This window comes from Micromonospora sp. USAFONa4, from assembly GCF_057197825.1.
In genome coordinates this window covers 805,939-821,474 of the sequence record NZ_CM170072.1, presented here as the reverse complement: position 1 = coordinate 821,474, position 15,536 = coordinate 805,939, and the positions used below count along the sequence as shown (strand labels likewise).

At 74.1% G+C, this 15,536-nt stretch carries 9 protein-coding genes; 2 read left to right on the top strand and 7 right to left on the bottom strand.

The features are described 5' to 3' along the window. Positions 1 to 11: 11 nt before the first annotated feature. On the top strand, positions 12 to 971 hold the full coding sequence (locus tag AC0OO9_RS03115; protein WP_484515405.1) for an electron transfer flavoprotein subunit alpha/FixB family protein: 960 nt from the start codon (positions 12 to 14) through the stop codon (positions 969 to 971). Between the two features lie 223 nt (positions 972 to 1,194). After that, positions 1,195 to 1,791, top strand: coding sequence for a LuxR C-terminal-related transcriptional regulator (locus tag AC0OO9_RS03110; RefSeq protein ID WP_484515403.1), 597 nt, complete (start codon positions 1,195 to 1,197; stop codon positions 1,789 to 1,791). 15 nt (positions 1,792 to 1,806) lie between these two features. Here the strand turns inward: AC0OO9_RS03110 and AC0OO9_RS03105 are convergent, their stop codons facing one another. The 7 genes from AC0OO9_RS03105 to AC0OO9_RS03075 all read right to left on the bottom strand — a co-directional run bounded on the left by AC0OO9_RS03105 (position 1,807) and on the right by AC0OO9_RS03075 (position 15,484). Further along, entirely contained in the window at positions 1,807 to 2,016 is a 210-nt protein-coding gene (locus tag AC0OO9_RS03105) for a helix-turn-helix domain-containing protein (RefSeq protein WP_132240569.1), read from the bottom strand. A gap of 63 nt (positions 2,017 to 2,079) precedes the next feature. After that, complete coding sequence (locus AC0OO9_RS03100) at positions 2,080 to 5,247, bottom strand: amino acid adenylation domain-containing protein (protein WP_484515400.1); 3,168 nt, start codon at positions 5,245 to 5,247, stop codon at positions 2,080 to 2,082. Further along, positions 5,237 to 6,238 (bottom strand): 2,3-diaminopropionate biosynthesis protein SbnB, encoded by a 1,002-nt coding sequence (sbnB, locus tag AC0OO9_RS03095; protein WP_484515398.1) that lies wholly within the window; start codon positions 6,236 to 6,238, stop codon positions 5,237 to 5,239. Before sbnB ends, AC0OO9_RS03100 begins: the two co-directional genes overlap by 11 nt. Continuing rightward, on the bottom strand, positions 6,232 to 7,248 hold the full coding sequence (gene sbnA / locus AC0OO9_RS03090) for a 2,3-diaminopropionate biosynthesis protein SbnA (protein WP_484515396.1): 1,017 nt from the start codon (positions 7,246 to 7,248) through the stop codon (positions 6,232 to 6,234). Before sbnA ends, sbnB begins: the two co-directional genes overlap by 7 nt. Continuing rightward, complete coding sequence (gene panD, locus AC0OO9_RS03085) at positions 7,235 to 7,690, bottom strand: aspartate 1-decarboxylase (protein WP_484515394.1); 456 nt, start codon at positions 7,688 to 7,690, stop codon at positions 7,235 to 7,237. The genes sbnA and panD overlap by 14 nt, the downstream gene beginning before the upstream one ends. A gap of 2 nt (positions 7,691 to 7,692) precedes the next feature. Beyond that, positions 7,693 to 8,970, bottom strand: coding sequence for an MFS transporter (locus AC0OO9_RS03080; protein ID WP_484515392.1), 1,278 nt, complete (start codon positions 8,968 to 8,970; stop codon positions 7,693 to 7,695). Between the two features lie 46 nt (positions 8,971 to 9,016). Next, positions 9,017 to 15,484: an amino acid adenylation domain-containing protein gene (locus AC0OO9_RS03075; RefSeq protein ID WP_484515390.1), complete on the bottom strand. Its 6,468-nt coding sequence runs from the start codon at positions 15,482 to 15,484 to the stop codon at positions 9,017 to 9,019. Between the last annotated feature and the right edge of the window lie 52 nt (positions 15,485 to 15,536).

The following is a 15,536-nucleotide window of genomic DNA, read 5'->3' as shown; positions in this document are numbered from 1 at the left end:
GGGTTGGGGTCATGTCTGAGGTTCTGGTCGTCGTCGAAGCCACTCGGGAGTTCGGCGTCAAGAAGGTCACCCTGGAGATGCTCACCCTCGCCCGCGAGCTGGGCACCGCGAGCGCGGTCGTGCTCGGCGGTCCCGGTGCCGCCGAGGCGTTGAGCGCGAAGTTGGGTGAGTACGGCGCGGAGAAGATCTACGCGGCGGAGAGCGAGGAGATCGACGGCTATCTGGTGGCGCCGAAGGCGACCGTGGTGGCCGAGTTGGTGTCGCGGGTCCAGCCGGCGGCGGTGTTGTTGGCGTCGTCGCAGGAGGGCAAGGAGATCGCCGCCCGGCTGGCGGTGAAGTTGGACAACGGCATCCTGACCGACGTGGTCGCCCTGGCCGCTGACGGTACGGCCACGCAGGTGGCGTTCGCGGGTTCCACGATCGTGAAGTCGAAGGTGACTCGTGGTCTGCCGTTGGTGACGGTCCGGCCGAACTCGGTGAATCCGGTTCCGGCGGCGGTGAGCCCGGCGGTCGAGCAGCTCACCGTGGCGGTGGCGGACACCGACAAGCTGGCCAGGGTGGTTGAGCGGGTCGCGGAGCAGAAGGGTTCGCGTCCGGAGCTGACCGAGGCCGGGGTGGTCGTCTCCGGTGGTCGTGGTGTGGGTAACGCCGACAACTTCAAGCTGGTCGAGGAGTTGGCCGACCTGCTCGGCGGCGCCGTCGGGGCGTCGCGCGCGGCGGTGGACTCCGGTTACTACCCGCACCAGTTCCAGGTGGGTCAGACCGGCAAGACGGTCTCCCCGCAGCTCTACGTCGCTCTGGGTATCTCGGGTGCGATCCAGCACCGGGCGGGTATGCAGACGTCGAAGACGATCGTCGCGGTCAACAAGGACGGCGAGGCGCCGATCTTCGAGTTGGCTGACTTCGGTGTGGTGGGCGACCTGTTCAAGATCGTCCCGCAGGCCGCCGACGAGATCCGCAAGCGCAGGTGACACGGCAGTGTCGGTCATGCCTACGGGTGGCGGGAGGCGGATCCCTCCAACCTGCTCGTCATGGGGCATCGGGAAGAACGTGATCGCGGCGTAGCGCGCGGCCGGGTGCGGAAGCTGTACGGGGATGCCGAGAATATGGGGGCCGTTCCCCGTACCGGTCGCCGCAGGCGCGGTGACATTCTCGTTGCCGTCCGTCAGCGACGAGTTTCCTGGAGTGGTGCGCATGGACGAGCAGGTACGGGTGCAGGTCATCGCCGCCGACCCGGCGGTACGGGTCGGTGTCGACGAGATGGTGCGGGTGTGCCCGGAACTGACCGTGGTGGTCGACCGGCCGGACGTGGTGCTGGTGGTGACCGACGGGGTCGGCGACGCGGTGCTGGTCCTGTTGCGCACGCTGTCCCGCGCCGGCCGGCGGGTGCTGCTGGTGACCGACACGTTGCGGGAGTCGGACGTGGTCGAGGCCGTGGCGGCGGGTGCCGGCGGGCTGCTGCGCCGTTGCGAGGTCCGCCCGGACCGGCTGCGTCCGGCGATCCGGGCGACGGCCGAGGGCAGCTTCACCGTGCCGTCGGACCTGCTGGGGGACCTGCTGACCCGGGCCGACGAGCGGGCGCCGGAACGGCCGGCGGCCCGGCAGCTCACCACGCGGGAGCGGGCGGTGCTGCTCATGCTCGCCGACGGGCACGAGACCGAGGAGATCGCCCGCTCGCTGGCCTACTCGGTCCGCACCGTGACCGGAATCGTGCACACGATCACCCACCGGTGGCAGGTGCGCAACAGGGCGCACGCCGTGGCGTGCGCCCTGCGCGAGGGGCTCATCTGAGCCGGACGCGCCGGGTCAGATCAGCCCCTGCCGGATGGCGTACGCGGTCGCGTGGACCCGGTTGGAGACCTGCAACCGGGCCATGAGGTCGTAGATCATGTTCTTCACGCTGTGTGGTGAGCAGCGCAGTTCCCGCGCGATCCCCGCGTTGTCGTACCCCTCGGCGACGAGTTCGAGCACCCGGAGCTGCTGGGCGGTGAGTACGGGCTTCGACGCGTTCCTCATGATCGTCTCCTGGGCCGTGTGGTGGTGACTACCGACCCAGGCTAGGAACGGCTCGTCGCCCGCTCATCGGGCCGCCGCACCCAGATTGCCGGCCGCCGCCCCCGCATTTTCCGCACCGGTGCCCACGGTCCACCGCCGGGCCGACCGCCCGACCGCCTCCTCGGGACGACGCACCGCCGCCGCGAGGGTCCCGCTGAAGCCGGCGGCGAACGAGGCGGCGCGGTCGGCGGTGAACAGCTCGTCGTGGTACTGGAGGCACCCGGTCAGCCGCGTTCCCTCCCCCCGTACGGTGAGCAGCAGGTCGAAGGGGGAACCGCCCTGGCCGTGCCGGAACGGCTCGGCGGTCACCCCGGGCAGCCGGAGCCGGCCGGTCAGGTCACCGAGAGTCTGGAAGGCGACCTGGACCAGTGGGTTGCGGCCCAGGTCGCGCTTCGGACGCAGCGCCGTCACCAGCCGGTCGAAGGGGAACCCCTGGTGCCGGTACCCGGCCAGCGCCACGTCACGTACCCGCAGCAGCAGGTCGGTGAAGGCCGCCTCGGGCGGGCAGGGCACCCGCAGAGCGAGGGTGTTGGCGAACATCCCGATCCCGTTCTCCGCCGCCTCCGTGTCGCGGTTCGCGGCGAACGTGCCGACCACCAGGTCGTCGCGGCCGGCGAGCTGCCCGATCAGCACGGTGAACGCGGTGAGCAGCACCATGAACGGGGTCGAGTTGGTGGCCCGCGCCAGCGTCCGCACCGCGGCGGTGGTCTCCGCCGACAGGTCGAACCGGACGGTGGCCCCGCTCTGCCGCAGCCGCGCCGGGCGGGGCAGGTCGGTCGGGAGGTCCAGAGCGGGCGGCGCGCCGGCGAGGTGCCGACGCCAGTAGTCGAGGCCGGCCGGGTCGGTCGCCGGCAGCGGGGTCGGCCGCAGCGCATCGACGGCCGCCGTGTCGCCCCGGCGGCGCCGCGCGTACGCCTGGCAGAGGTCGCGCCACAGCACGTCCATCGACCAGTCGTCGGCGACGATGTGGTGGACGGTGGCGACCAGGACGTGCTCCTCGGGTGCCAGCCGCAGCAGGGTGACCCGCAGCAGCGGCCCCTCGGCGAGCGCGAACGGCACGGCGGCGAGCCGTTCGACGGCGGCCCTCGCCTCGGCGAGGTCGGCGACGGTGCGCACCTCGACCGGCACCCGGGCGTCCGGCCCGATCTGCGCGTACGGCACGCCGCGCCGGGACCGGAAGGTGGTCCGCAGGGCCGGGTGCCGGCGCACCGTGTCCGCCAGGGCGGCGCGCAGCGCGTCGACGTCGACCGGTCCGCGCAGGCGGTAGGACTCGGCGATCGTGTAGGTGGTCGACCCCGGGTCGAGCTGGTCGGCGAACCAGATCCGGTGCTGGGCGGCGCTGAGCGCCCCGGTGGCCGGCCGGTCGGCGTCGACGTCCGGTGCGCCCGGCGGCTGGCTCTCCCCGGTCGTGGCACCGGTGCCGGCCGCCGCCCGGCCGGCCACGACGAGGTCGGCCACGGTGGCGGTGAGCACGTCGGCGGGGGAGAGCGACCGGCCCCACAGGTGGCGGAGGCGGGAGCAGACCCGGGCGGCGGCCAGCGAGTCGCCGCCCAGCTCCACGAAGGTGTCGTGCACCCCGACCGGCCCGGCGCCGAGCACCTCGGCCCAGATGCCGGCGAGCCGGCGCTCGTCGTCGGTACGCGGCCCGACCCGCTCGCCGTCGGCGAGCCGGTGCCCGTCGGGCGGGGGCAGGGCCGCCCGGTCCAGCTTGCCGCTCGGGCCGACCGGCAACGCCGGCACGGCCACGAACGCCGACGGCACCATGTGCCCGGGCAGCCGCTCGGCGAGGTGGGCCCGGAGCACCCGGACGCCGGGGACGGCGCCGGCCACCACGTACCCGACCAACTGCCCGGCGTGCACGGCGGTGGCGGCGGCCCGCACCCCCGGCACGGTACGCAGCGCCGCGTCGATCTCACCCAGCTCGACCCGGTGGCCCCGGATCTTGACCTGGTGGTCGATCCGGCCCAGGTAGTCCACCGCCCCGTCGGGCAGCCGCCGGGCCAGGTCCCCGGTGCGGTACAGCCGGGAGCCGGGCGGGCCGAACGGGTCGGGGACGAACCTCTCGGCCGTCAGCCCGGGGCGGCCCAGGTAGCCCCGGGCGAGCTGCACCCCGGCCAGGCAGAGTTCGCCGACCTCCGCCGGTTCGCCGCGCTCGTCGAGGATGTGGGTGCGGGTGTTCGCCACCGCGTGGCCGATGCTGACCGGCTCACCCGCCCGGCAGCGCGACCCGGTCACCTCCACCGCCGCCTCGGTCGGGCCGTAGAGGTTGAGCAGCTCGCAGCCGATCAGCTCGTCGGCCTCGGTGACCAGGTCACCGGTCAGCTCCTCGCCGCTGCAGACGATCCGGCGCAGGGTGGGCAGGCGGGCCCCGGTGTCGCGGACCTCGGCGAGGAACGCCCGCAGCATCGACGGTACGAAGTGGACCGCGGTGATCCCGTACTGGCGGATCGTGTCGATCAGGTGGGCCGGGTCGCGGTGTCCGCCGGGGCGGGCCATCACCAGCCGCGCGCCGGCGGTCAGGGTGCCGAAGATCTCCGGCACCGAGACGTCGAAGCCGTACGGGGTCTTCTGGAGCACCCGGTCGTCGGGGCCGAGCGGATGCGCGTCCAGCCCCCAGCGGACCCGGTTGACGATGGCCCGGTGCGGGACCACCACGCCCTTGGGCCGGCCGGTGGAGCCGGAGGTGTAGATGACGTACGCCGGATGATCCGCGTCGACGGTGACCCGCGGCGCCCGGGCCGGCCGGCCGGGGGTCTCCCGGCCCACCGGCACGGTGGCGACGCTGCGGCCCGCCTCGGCGAGGGCCGGCAGGCCCGGATCGGCCACCACGGTGTCCAGCCCCGCGTCGGCCACCAGCAGGGCGATCCGCCGGGCCGGGTGCTCCGGGTCCAGCGGCACGTAGGCGGCTCCGGCGGTGAGGACGCCGAGCAGGGCCACCACCAGGTCGCCGCCCCGGTGCAGGCACACCCCGACCCGGGACTCGGGGCCGACGCCCCGCGCGACAAGCAGGTCGGCGAGCTGGTCGGCCCGCCCGACCAGTTCGGCGTAGCTGAGCCGACCCCGTTCGGTGACCACCGCGACGGCGTCCGGGGTGCGCGCCGCCTGCCCGTGCACCAGCTCGTGCAGGGCCGGCTGTCCCGGGTAGCTCCTGGCGGTGTCGTTCCAGGGTGCGACGCCCGGCTCAGTCGGCATCCGGGTCCTCCGGCGGGGTGGTCAGGAAGTCCGGCAGGCGGGTGCCGACGCCGTCGCGATCCGCGGCCCGCCGCACCAGCTCGGCCACGGCGAGGTCGAGCACGCCCAGGCCGAACGGCGAGTAGACGGTGACCCGTTGCGGGTCGTGCCGCCAGCCGGCTCCGTCCAGGATCTCGCCGATGCCGGCGGCGATGAAGTCGCGGTTGCCGGTCTCCTGCTCCGCCAGGTGCAGCGAGGTGGCCGCCCGGCAGACGTGGTCGGCGTCGTCGACGACGTTGACCGCCGTGTGGATGTCCGCCGGGAAGATGTCCCGCAGCGACAGGTGCAGCACGAGTGCCCCGGGACGGCAGTGCGCCAGCCCCAGGTGCGGTACGCCCGCCGTCGTGGCCAGGCAGACCAGCGGGTGGGCGCCGAGCGCCTCCTCGACGCCGCCGGCGACGCGCACCTTCAGGTCCCACCGCGCGCAGCGCCGGGCGAACGCGGCGGCCCGCCCGGCGTCCAGGTCGAAGACGGTCACCTCCGTCAGGCCGGGCAGCGCCGCGCGGAGGAACCGCAGCACCTCGAAGTTGATCACGCCGCAGCCGACCAGGGAGACGCCGCCGGCCGGCGGGGCCAGGGCGCCGGCGGCCAGGGCGGCGCTGGCGGCCGTCCGCCGGGCGGAGATCGTGGAGCCCTCGATCAGCGCGACCGGGTGGCCGTCGGTCATCGAGTTCACGACGATCGCGGCGGAGGCGCGGGCCAGCCCCCGGTCGACGTTGCCGGGGAACGACGAGATCCACTTCATGCCGGCGACCGGGGAGTCGTCGCCCAGGTACGCGGGCAGCCCGATGATCCGGTTGCGGGCGTCCTCCGGGAACCGCAGGAACACCGAGTGCGGCAGCACGGTACGCCCCCGCGCGTGCAGCACGTAGGCGCGGCGGACCGCGTCCAGGACGGCGTCCTCCCGGTCCGCCAGGAGCTGCCGGACCTCGCCGGCGGACACGATCAGCATGACGGCACGTCCATGGTCCGGTCCCTCCACAGGTGGGTGACGTCGCCGAAGTGCCCGGTCACCCAGTCGTCGTCGTAGATCGTGTTCAGGTAGCGCTCACCCCGGTCGGGAAAGATCAGCGCGCAGGTCGCGCCGGCCGGGATCAGGTCGCGAAACTGCTCCAGGGCGGCCACCACCGCGCCGGACGAGCCACCGGCGAGGATGGCCTCCCGGCGCGCCAGCCGGCGGCAGCCGACCACGCAGTCCAGGTCGTCGACGTGCATCACCTTGTCGGCCAGCCCGTCGCGGTAGAGCTTCGGCCGGATCCCCGCGCCGTGGCCGGGGATGAGCCGCTTGCGCGGGGGGTGGTCACCGAAGATGGCGCTGCCCGCGGCGTCCACCGCGACGATGGTCAGCGCCAGCTCGTGCCGGCGCGCGTAGTCGGCACAGCCGCGCAACGTGCCGCAGGAACTGGTCGCGCAGAACAGGAAGTCCAGCGGGGCGGGCACCCCCTCGATGATCTCCCGCATCGTGGTCTCGTGGGCGCGGGGGTTCAACGGGTTACCGTACTGGTCCGGCCACCAGGCGTTCGGGATGGTCGCGACCAGCTCCTGGACCCGGCGGATGCGCTGCGGCAGGTACTCGCCCGTGGCCGGGTCGGTGCGGGTCACCACCTCCACCTCGGCGTCGAACGCGCGCATGACCGCGATGTTCTGCGCGTTCGTGCGGGGGTCCACCACGCAGATGAACCGGATGCCGAAGTAGCGGCACACCTGGGCCAGCCCGATGCCGAGATTGCCCGAACTGGACTCGACCACCACCGACCGGCCGGGTTGCAGCTGCCCGGTCCGCAGCCGGTCGATCAGCATGCCCAACGCCGAGCGGTCCTTGATGCTGCCGCCCGGGTTGTGCGCCTCCAGCTTCGCCCACAGCGTGAACGCGGCGTCCGGCATGAGCTTGTCGAGCCGGACCAGTGGGGAGCCGCCGATCGTGGTCAGCACCCCGCCGACGTCGGTCTCATCGGCCCGCATGTTCACTCCCGCTACGGGGATCCGTAGCGGTCCGCAGGGTGTTACCGGGAACGGTCGCGGTGCCGGGGATCGCCTCGGCCGGGTCGTCGGTGGTGCCGAGCATCCGGTTGGCCTCGTCCACCATCACCACCCGGGGCGAGTAGCCCTTGGCGTCCGGGTCGGCCATCGCCGCGTAGCTGATGATGATGACCAGGTCGCCGGGGTGGATCAGCCGGGCGGCGGCCCCGTTGATCCCGATGACCCCGCTGCCGCGCCTGCCGGCGATGACGTACGTCTCCAGGCGGGCGCCGTTGTTGATGTCCACCACGTGCACCTGCTCGCCGGCGAGCAGGTCGGCGGCGTCCATCAGATCCTCGTCGATGGTCAACGAGCCGACGTAGTGCAGGTCGGCCTGGGTGACCACCGCGCGGTGGATCTTCGACTTGAGTATGGTGCGCAACACCTTCAGCTCCTCCTTGGGGGCTCGATCGGCAGAAAGCCCGCTCGACGTATCGAGCGGCTGAGCGTCGCCAGGGCGGCGAGCAGGACCATCCAGACGGCCATCGACCACGCGGCGGATGCCGGCCCGAGCGACTCCAGCAGGAAGCCGCCGACCAGGGAACCGAGCGCGACCGCGCCGTTGGCCAGCAGGCTGACCGCGCTGAGCACCCGGCCCTGGATGCGGTCGGGGGTGATGGCCATCTGGTACCCGGCGACCGCCACGTTCCAGATCGGCCCCACGAACCACATCAGGGCGTATGCGGCGCCGATCAGGTAGCGGTCGTCGGTGAGGGCGATGACGACGGTCATCAGCGCCCACACCCAGTTCGCGGCGATGACGATCGCGCGCATCGGGAACCGCCCGGCGCACCACGTCGCCACCAGCGAGCCGAGCACCCCGCTGGTGCCGGCCACACCGAGCAGCAGGCCGATGGCGGCCGGGGCCGCCCCGGCGGCCTCGAACGCCACGATGATGATCAGGAACAGGACGCGGAACAGCAGGTTGCTGCCGGCGACCAGCAGGGTGGCCGTGCGCAGGAACGGCTGCCCCCACAACCATCGCAGCCCGTGCGTGAGTTCGGCGGCCAGCTTCCCGGGACGGGTGCCGGGGTCGGTCGCGTCGCCCGGTGCGGCCTGGAAGTCACGGCGGATGAACAGCAGCGTCACCAGGGAGACCAGGTAGGAGACGGTGTCCAGCACGAACGGCCAGCTCCGCCCCAGCCCGAACAGCACGCCGCCGAGCGGGGTGCCGGCCATCACCGCGGCCCGCTCCCGGGCCTCGTTGCGCGACAGCGCCGTGGTCACCTGGCTCGGGTGCACCACGTTCGGGATCGCCGCGCCGGCCGCCAGCTCGTACCCGACCGACAGCGTCCCCTCGACGAAACCGACGGCCAGCACGTGCCACAGGTGCAGCTCGTCGACGGCGATCGCCGCCACGATGCTGCCCACCCCCAGGGCCCGCAGCACGTCGCACCAGATCATCACCCGCTTGCGGTCCCACCGGTCCACCAGCGCCCCGGCCGGCAGCTGGAACAGCAGCGTCGGCACCAGCGCCACGAAACCGGCCAGCCCGGCGGCCCCCGGCGAGCCGGTCAGCGCCAGCACCAGCAGCGGGTACGCCACCAGCGACGCGGTCGAGCCGAGCATGGAGACCGCCGACCCGCTCCACAGCAGCAGGAAGTCCCGGTTGCGGTGCAACGGCGGGATCCGCTCCCCGACGGCCGGAGCGTCGACCCGGCTCACCGGTCGCCACCGATCGGGCGGCGACCGGCGGTGCCCCCGCGCGCGGTCACCGGGCACCCCGGCGGGCGGCGACGTCGGCCAGTCGGCTCCGGGCGGTCAGCCTGGGGACCGCCGGCCGGTCGTCCAGCCTCGGGTAGCCGGGCAGCGCCCCGACCAGCCGGGCGACGGTCGGGTGGTCGAACAGGGCCCGGACCGGCACGTCGACGCGGAGCAGGTCCCGCAGCCGGACCGCGACCCGTGTGGCCAGCAGCGAGTGCCCGCCGACCTGGAAGAAGTTCTCGTGCACGCCCACCTCGCCGGTGCCGAGCACCTCGCCCCACACCTGCGCGACCGTCCGCTCGTCGGCGGTACGCGGCGCGACCCGCGCGGGTTCGCTCCGCCCGCCGGCACCGGGTCGCGGCACGGGCAGGGCGTTGCGGTCGACCTTGCCGGTCGGGGTGAGCGGGAAGGCGTCCAGGGCCACGTAGGCGGCCGGGCACAGGTAGTCCGGCAGCGTACGGAGCAGGAACTCGCGCAGCTGCTCGCCGGTCGGCACCGGGTGCCGCTCCCCGCCGACCAGGTACGCGACCAGTTCCTGCTCCCCGCCGTACCGCTGCGGGTGCACCACGGCGGCCCGGACGTGCTCGTGGGCCAGCAGTGCCGCCTCGACCTCGGCCGGTTCGATCCGGTGTCCCCGGATCTTCACCTGGTGGTCGACGCGGCCGAGGATCTCCAGGTGCCCGTCGGCGTGCCAGCGGGCCAGGTCGCCGGTGCGGTACATGCGCGCGCCCGGCGCCCCGGCGTGGGGGTCGGGAACGAACTTCTCCGCCGTGAGGGCGGGCCTGCCCCGGTAGCCCCAGGCCACCCCGTCCCCGCCGATGTGGATCTCGCCGGGGACGCCGACCGGCACCGGCTCCAGCCGCTCGTCCAGGATGTGGAGCGCGGCGTTCGGGGCCATGCCGAAGTCGACGGGCCGGCCGTCCGCAGCCAACCGGGTCGTGGTGGACCAGACCGTGGTCTCGGTCGGCCCGTAGATGTCCCACACGGTGGCCCCGGTCGACGCGAGCCGGACCGCCAGCTCGGTCGGCAGCTTCTCGCCGCCGCAGAGCACGGTCGCGCCGGCCGGCGCGGACCAGCCGGAGTCCAGCAGCATCCGGTACGTCACCGGCGTGGCCTGGAGCACCGCCGGCCCGGCGCCGTCGATCAGCTCGGCCATCCGCTGCGGGTCCCGGGTCTGCTCCGCGTCGGCCACCACGACCCGGCCGCCGACCAGCAGCGGCAGGTACAGCTCCAGCACCGAGGGGTCGAACGACACGGTGGTCAGGCCGACCACTGTGGCCCCCGCCGGCAGACCCGGCCGGTGCCGCATCGCGGCGAGGAAGTTGCCCAGCCCCCGGTGGTCGATCATCACCCCCTTCGGGGTGCCTGTCGAACCCGAGGTGTAGATGACGTAGGCCAGGTCGTCGGCGGACGGCCGGTCGGACAACCGCCGCTCGGGGCGGGCGGCGATCGCCGCCCGCTCGGCGTCCAGCAGCACCGTCCGGATCCCGGCCGTGTCCAGCCGCCCGGCCAACGCGGTCTCGGTCACCATCACCTGCGCGCCGGCGTCGGCCAGCATGAACGCGGTCCGCTGCGCCGGGTAGTCAGGGTCCAGCGGCAGGTACGCGCCACCGGCGACCAGCACCGCGAGGAACGCCACCACCAGGTCCGCGCTGCGGTCCAGGTGCACCCCGACCAGCGTCCCCGGCCCGACGCCCAGCTCCCGTAGGTGGTGGGCGAGGCGGTTGGTCCGGCGGCCCAGCTCGGCGTAGCTGAGCACGTCGGCGCCGAAGACCACCGCGTCCGCGTCCGGGTTTGCCGCCACCTGCCGGGCGACCCACTCGGGCAGCGTCCCGTCCGGGACCGGCAGCGGTCCGCCGGCGCCGAGGCCGAGCAGGGCGCGCCGGTCGGCCTCCGGCAGCCCGCACCGGCGCGGGTCACCCGTCGGGTCGGCGACCATCGTCTCCAGCACCCGCCGGTAGGTCCGGGTGAGCAGGTCCAGGTGGCCGTCGGAGATCCGGTCGGTGCCGGCCTCGATGATCAGCTGACCGGGCTCGCTGGACACCGAGAGGCCGAACTCGTTCGGGGTGGTGTCGGTGATCGCCGACCGGTCGATGCCGTCGAGGTCGAGCACGTGCATGTCGGTGTAGTTGAAGAAGACGTCCACCAGCGGCTTCTGCTCGCCCCACTCGCGTTGCATCGCCGGCAGCGGGTAGTGCCGGTGCGGCCAGAGCGCGACCTCCCCGGCGAAGACCCGGCGGGCCTGCTCGGCCCAGCTCGACGCGGTCAGCTCCACCGCGAACGGCACGGTGTTGAGGAACATGCCCCGCACCTGGTCGCCGTCGGTCAGCTCGGGCCGTCCGTTGCAGACCAGCCCGCTGTGGAAGCGCCGCTGCCCGGTCACGACGCCCAGCACGGCCAGGTGCGCGGTGAACAGCAGGCTCTTCAGCGGTACGTCCGCCGTGCGGGCCAGCTCCCGCAGCCCCGGCATCAGGTCGGCGATGGGCAGCCGCACCGCCCGGTACCGGGCCCCCGCACCCGCCCACGCCGCCGGGACGCTGAGCCGCTCGTGGGTGCGTACCCGGGACGCCCAGAACTCGCGGTCCACCCCGGCGGCCACCGCGCGGCGCTCCAGCGCCACCGCGTCGGCGAACCGGACGGCCGGCACCGGGGCGGGCCGCGGGTCCTGCCCGTCCCGGATCCGCCGGTGGTACGCCAGCAGCTCCGGGACCAGCGAGTTCTGGCTCCAGCCGTCCAGGATGGCGTGGCTGTAGCTGACCAGCAGCCGCCACCGGTCGTCGGCCAGTTGGTAGGCGTGCAGCCGCAGCAGCGACGGCGTGCCCAGGTCGAAGCGGTCCCGGCGCTCCTCGGCGATCAGCCGGGCCACCGTGCTCTCCACCTCGGCGGCCGGCAGGTCCCGCAGGTCGGTGTGGCCGACCCGGATCTCCGCGCCCGGGTGGACGAGCTGGAGCGGCTCGCGGTAGGAGGTCAGGTCGATCGAGGCCCGCAGGATCTCGTGCCGGGCGGCGAGCAGTTGGGCGGCGGCGCGCAGGGCGGGCAGCGAGAACGCCTCGCCCTCGACCGGGTAGCAGAGGCTGTTGAGGTACAGCTCGCCGGTCGGGTCGGCGAGCATCTCGTACGCCATGCCGGCCTGCGCCATCGACAGCGGGTACGCGTCGACGACGCCCTCGGGCAGCCGGGCCCGATCCTCCTCGCCGATGAGCGCGAACCGGTCGACCAGGCGGGTGGCCCCGGTCGGCAGCCCGCCCTCCCGGGCGTCGACGGCTGCGGCGAGCTCGGCGACCGTCCGGTACCGGAAGAGGTCCGTGACGGTGAGGTCGAGCCCCTGGTCGCGGAGGCTCCCGACGACCCGGATGGCGCGGATGCTGTCGCCGCCGATGTCGAAGAACCGGTCGTGGATGCCGATGGGTCCGCCGTTCCCGGCGAGGGCCCGGGCGTACGCGGCCACGATCAGGTGCTGGGTGGGGGTGGCCGGTGGGGTGTGCCCGCCGCTGCGCGCGGCGTGCGTCTCGGGCGGGGGGAGCGCGTTGCGGTCGATCTTCCCGCTGCTGGTGAGGGGGAGTTCGGTGAGCGTGACCCAGTGAGTGGGGACCATGTACTCGGGCAGCCGCGCACGCAGGTGGGCGCGCAGCGTGTCGGGGTCGGCGGGGTGGCCGTCGGCGGCGACGAGGTAGGCGGCGAGCTGCCGGTCGTCGCCGGGGCCGTGCGGGTGCACGACGGCGGCGCGGACGCCGGGGTGGTCGGCGAGGGCGGCCTCGATCTCGCCGAGCTCGATGCGGTTGCCCCGGATCTTGACCTGGTGGTCGAGGCGGCCGAGGTACTCGATGGTGCCGTCCGGGCGCCAGCGGGCCTGGTCGCCCGTGCGGTAGGCGCGTTTCCCGCCGTCGGCGGGGATGAAGCGTGCGGCGGTGAGCGCGGGCCGGCGGTGGTAGCCGCGGGCGAGCTGCACGCCGGTGAGGAGGAGTTCTCCAGGTACGCCGACGGGGACCGGGTTGCCCCACGGGTCGTGGATGTGGGCGCCGGTGTTGGCGATGGGGCTGCCGATGGTGACGGTCTGCCCGCGATGGACGCGGGCGGCCGTCACGTCGACGGCGGCCTCGGTGGGCCCGTAGAGGTTGTGCAGCTCGACGTCGAGGTGGGCGTGCACGGCGGCGGCGAGGTCGTCGGGCAGCGCCTCGCCGGAGCAGACGACGCGGCGCAGGTGGGGCAGGGCCGTGCGGGTGGCGGCGAGGTGGGCGGTGAAGGCGCGCAGCATCGAGGGCACGAAGTGGACGGTGGTGACCCGTCGCCGGTCGATGGTCCCGGCGAGGTAGGCGGGGTCGCGGTGCCCGTCGGGGCGGGCCATGACGAGGGCGGCGCCGGTGGTCAGGGGCCAGAAGAACTCCCACACGCTGACGTCGAAGGTGTGCGGGGTCTTCTGCAGGATCCGGTCGGTGTGGTCGAGCCGGTAGGCGTCCTGCATCCAGCGGAGCCGGTTGACGATGGCGCGGTGGTCGACGAGGACGCCCTTGGGGCGGCCGGTGGAGCCGGAGGTGTAGATCAGGTAGGCGGGGCTGCGGTCGTCGGTGGTGACGCCGGGTCGTCCGGCGGGTTCGTCGGCGAGCGTCGGGTCGTCGAGGTGGACCCGTGGGCCGGGGGACCAGTCGTGCTGGTCCGGGGCGTCGACCAGGGTGACGGGGTCGCCGGCGTCGGCGAGCATCCAGCGCAGCCGCTCGACGGGGTGGCCGGGGTCGAGCGGCAGGTAGGCGGCGCCGGTCTTGAGCACGGCGACGAGGGCCACGGCGAGCGCGACGCGGCGTCGCGCGCTGACGGCGACGATCCGTTCGGGTCCGGCGCCGAGGGCGATCAGCCGGTGGGCGAGCTGGTTGGCGCGGGCGTCGAGCTGGGCGTACGTCAGCTCCTCGTCGTCGTCGAGCACGGCGACCGCGTGGGGCGTGGCGTCGGCCTGCGCCTCGATGAGCCGGTGCAGCAGTGTGTGGCGGGGGTGGTCGACGGCGGTGTCGTTCCAGGCCGCGAGCTGGGCGGTCTCGGGGTCGGTGAGCAGGGGCAGCCGGGTGACCGGGGCGTCCGGGTCGGCGGCGACGGCGCTCAGCAACCGCCGGTAGTGCCCGGCCAGCCGCTCCACGGTCGCGTCGTCGAACAACGCCGTCGCGTACTCGACGACGGCGGAGAAGGAGCCGTCCGCCTCCTCGGTCACCTGCATGGTCAGGTCGAACTTGGCGGTGTGCCAGAGCGTCGGCACCTGCCGTGCGCGCAGCCCCGCCCCGGCGAAGTCGGCCGCCGTGGCGTTCTGCATCACGAACATGGTCTGGAACAGCGGGTTGCGGGACAGGTCCCGCTCCGGCGACAGCGCGTCCACGACCCGCTCGAACGGCACGTCCTGGTGCGACTGCGCGTCCAGCACCGTCTCCCGCACCCGGGCCAGCACCTCGACGAAGGTCGGCTCGCCGGACAGGTCGGTGCGCAGCACCAGCGTGTTGACGAAGTACCCGATCAGGTCCTGGACCTCGGGGCGGGTACGCCCGGCGACCGGGGTGCCCACCGCGACGTCGGTCTGCCCGGTGTAGCGGGCCAGCAGCACCTGGAACACGGCCAGCAGCACCATGAACGGGGTCGCCCGGTGCCGCCGCCCGATCGAGGCGAGGGCGCGACCGAGGTCGGCCGGCACGGTGAACGGCAGCGTCGCGCCCCGGGGGTCCTGCACGGGCGGGCGGGGCCGGTCGGTCGGCAGCTCCAGCGGCACGAGGCCGGCCAGCCGGTCGCGCCAGTGGTCGAGCTGCCCGGTCAGGCCGGCCGCCCGGTCCCGCTGCCGCACCGCGAAGTCCGCGTACTGGCTTGGCGGCGGGGCGAGCGGGGACGACTCGCCGGCGACCAGCGCCGGGTAGAGCACGCCGAGTTCCCGCGCCAGCACGCCGACCGACCAGCCGTCGAACGCGATGTGGTGGACGACCAGCACCATGACGTGCTCGTCCTCGGCGAGCCGGACCAGCCGTACCCGCAGCGGCGCGTCCCGACCCAGGTCGAACGGGACGCTCGCCTCGTCCCGGATCAGCTCGTCCAGCCGCTCCTGCCGCTTCGACGGGGCACACCCGGTCAGGTCGACGACCGGCAGCTCGACCGGTTCGGCCGGGCCGACCACCTGGCTCGGCCGGCCGTCCACGACCTGGTAGCGGGTCCGCAGCACCTCGTGCCGGCGGACGACCTCCCGCCAGGCGTCGCGGAGGGCCGCCGGGTCCAGCGGGCCGGTCATCCGCCAGCCGAACGGCACGACGTACTCCGCGCCGCCGGGCCGGATCTGGTCGAGCAGCCACACCCCCTGCTGCGGATAGGACAGCGGCAGCGGGCCGGTCGGCCGTTGCGGCGCGCTCGGGGTGGCCGGCGACCGGTCCGGGGCCCGCCCGGCCAGCAGCGCCTCCACCAGCGCCCGACGACGGGCGTCGGTCGAGGTCGGGGACGGATCCTCGGGAGTCGTCATTCCTTGCCCACCTGCGCCAACATCGTCTCCAATTCGGACTCGGACATCCCCG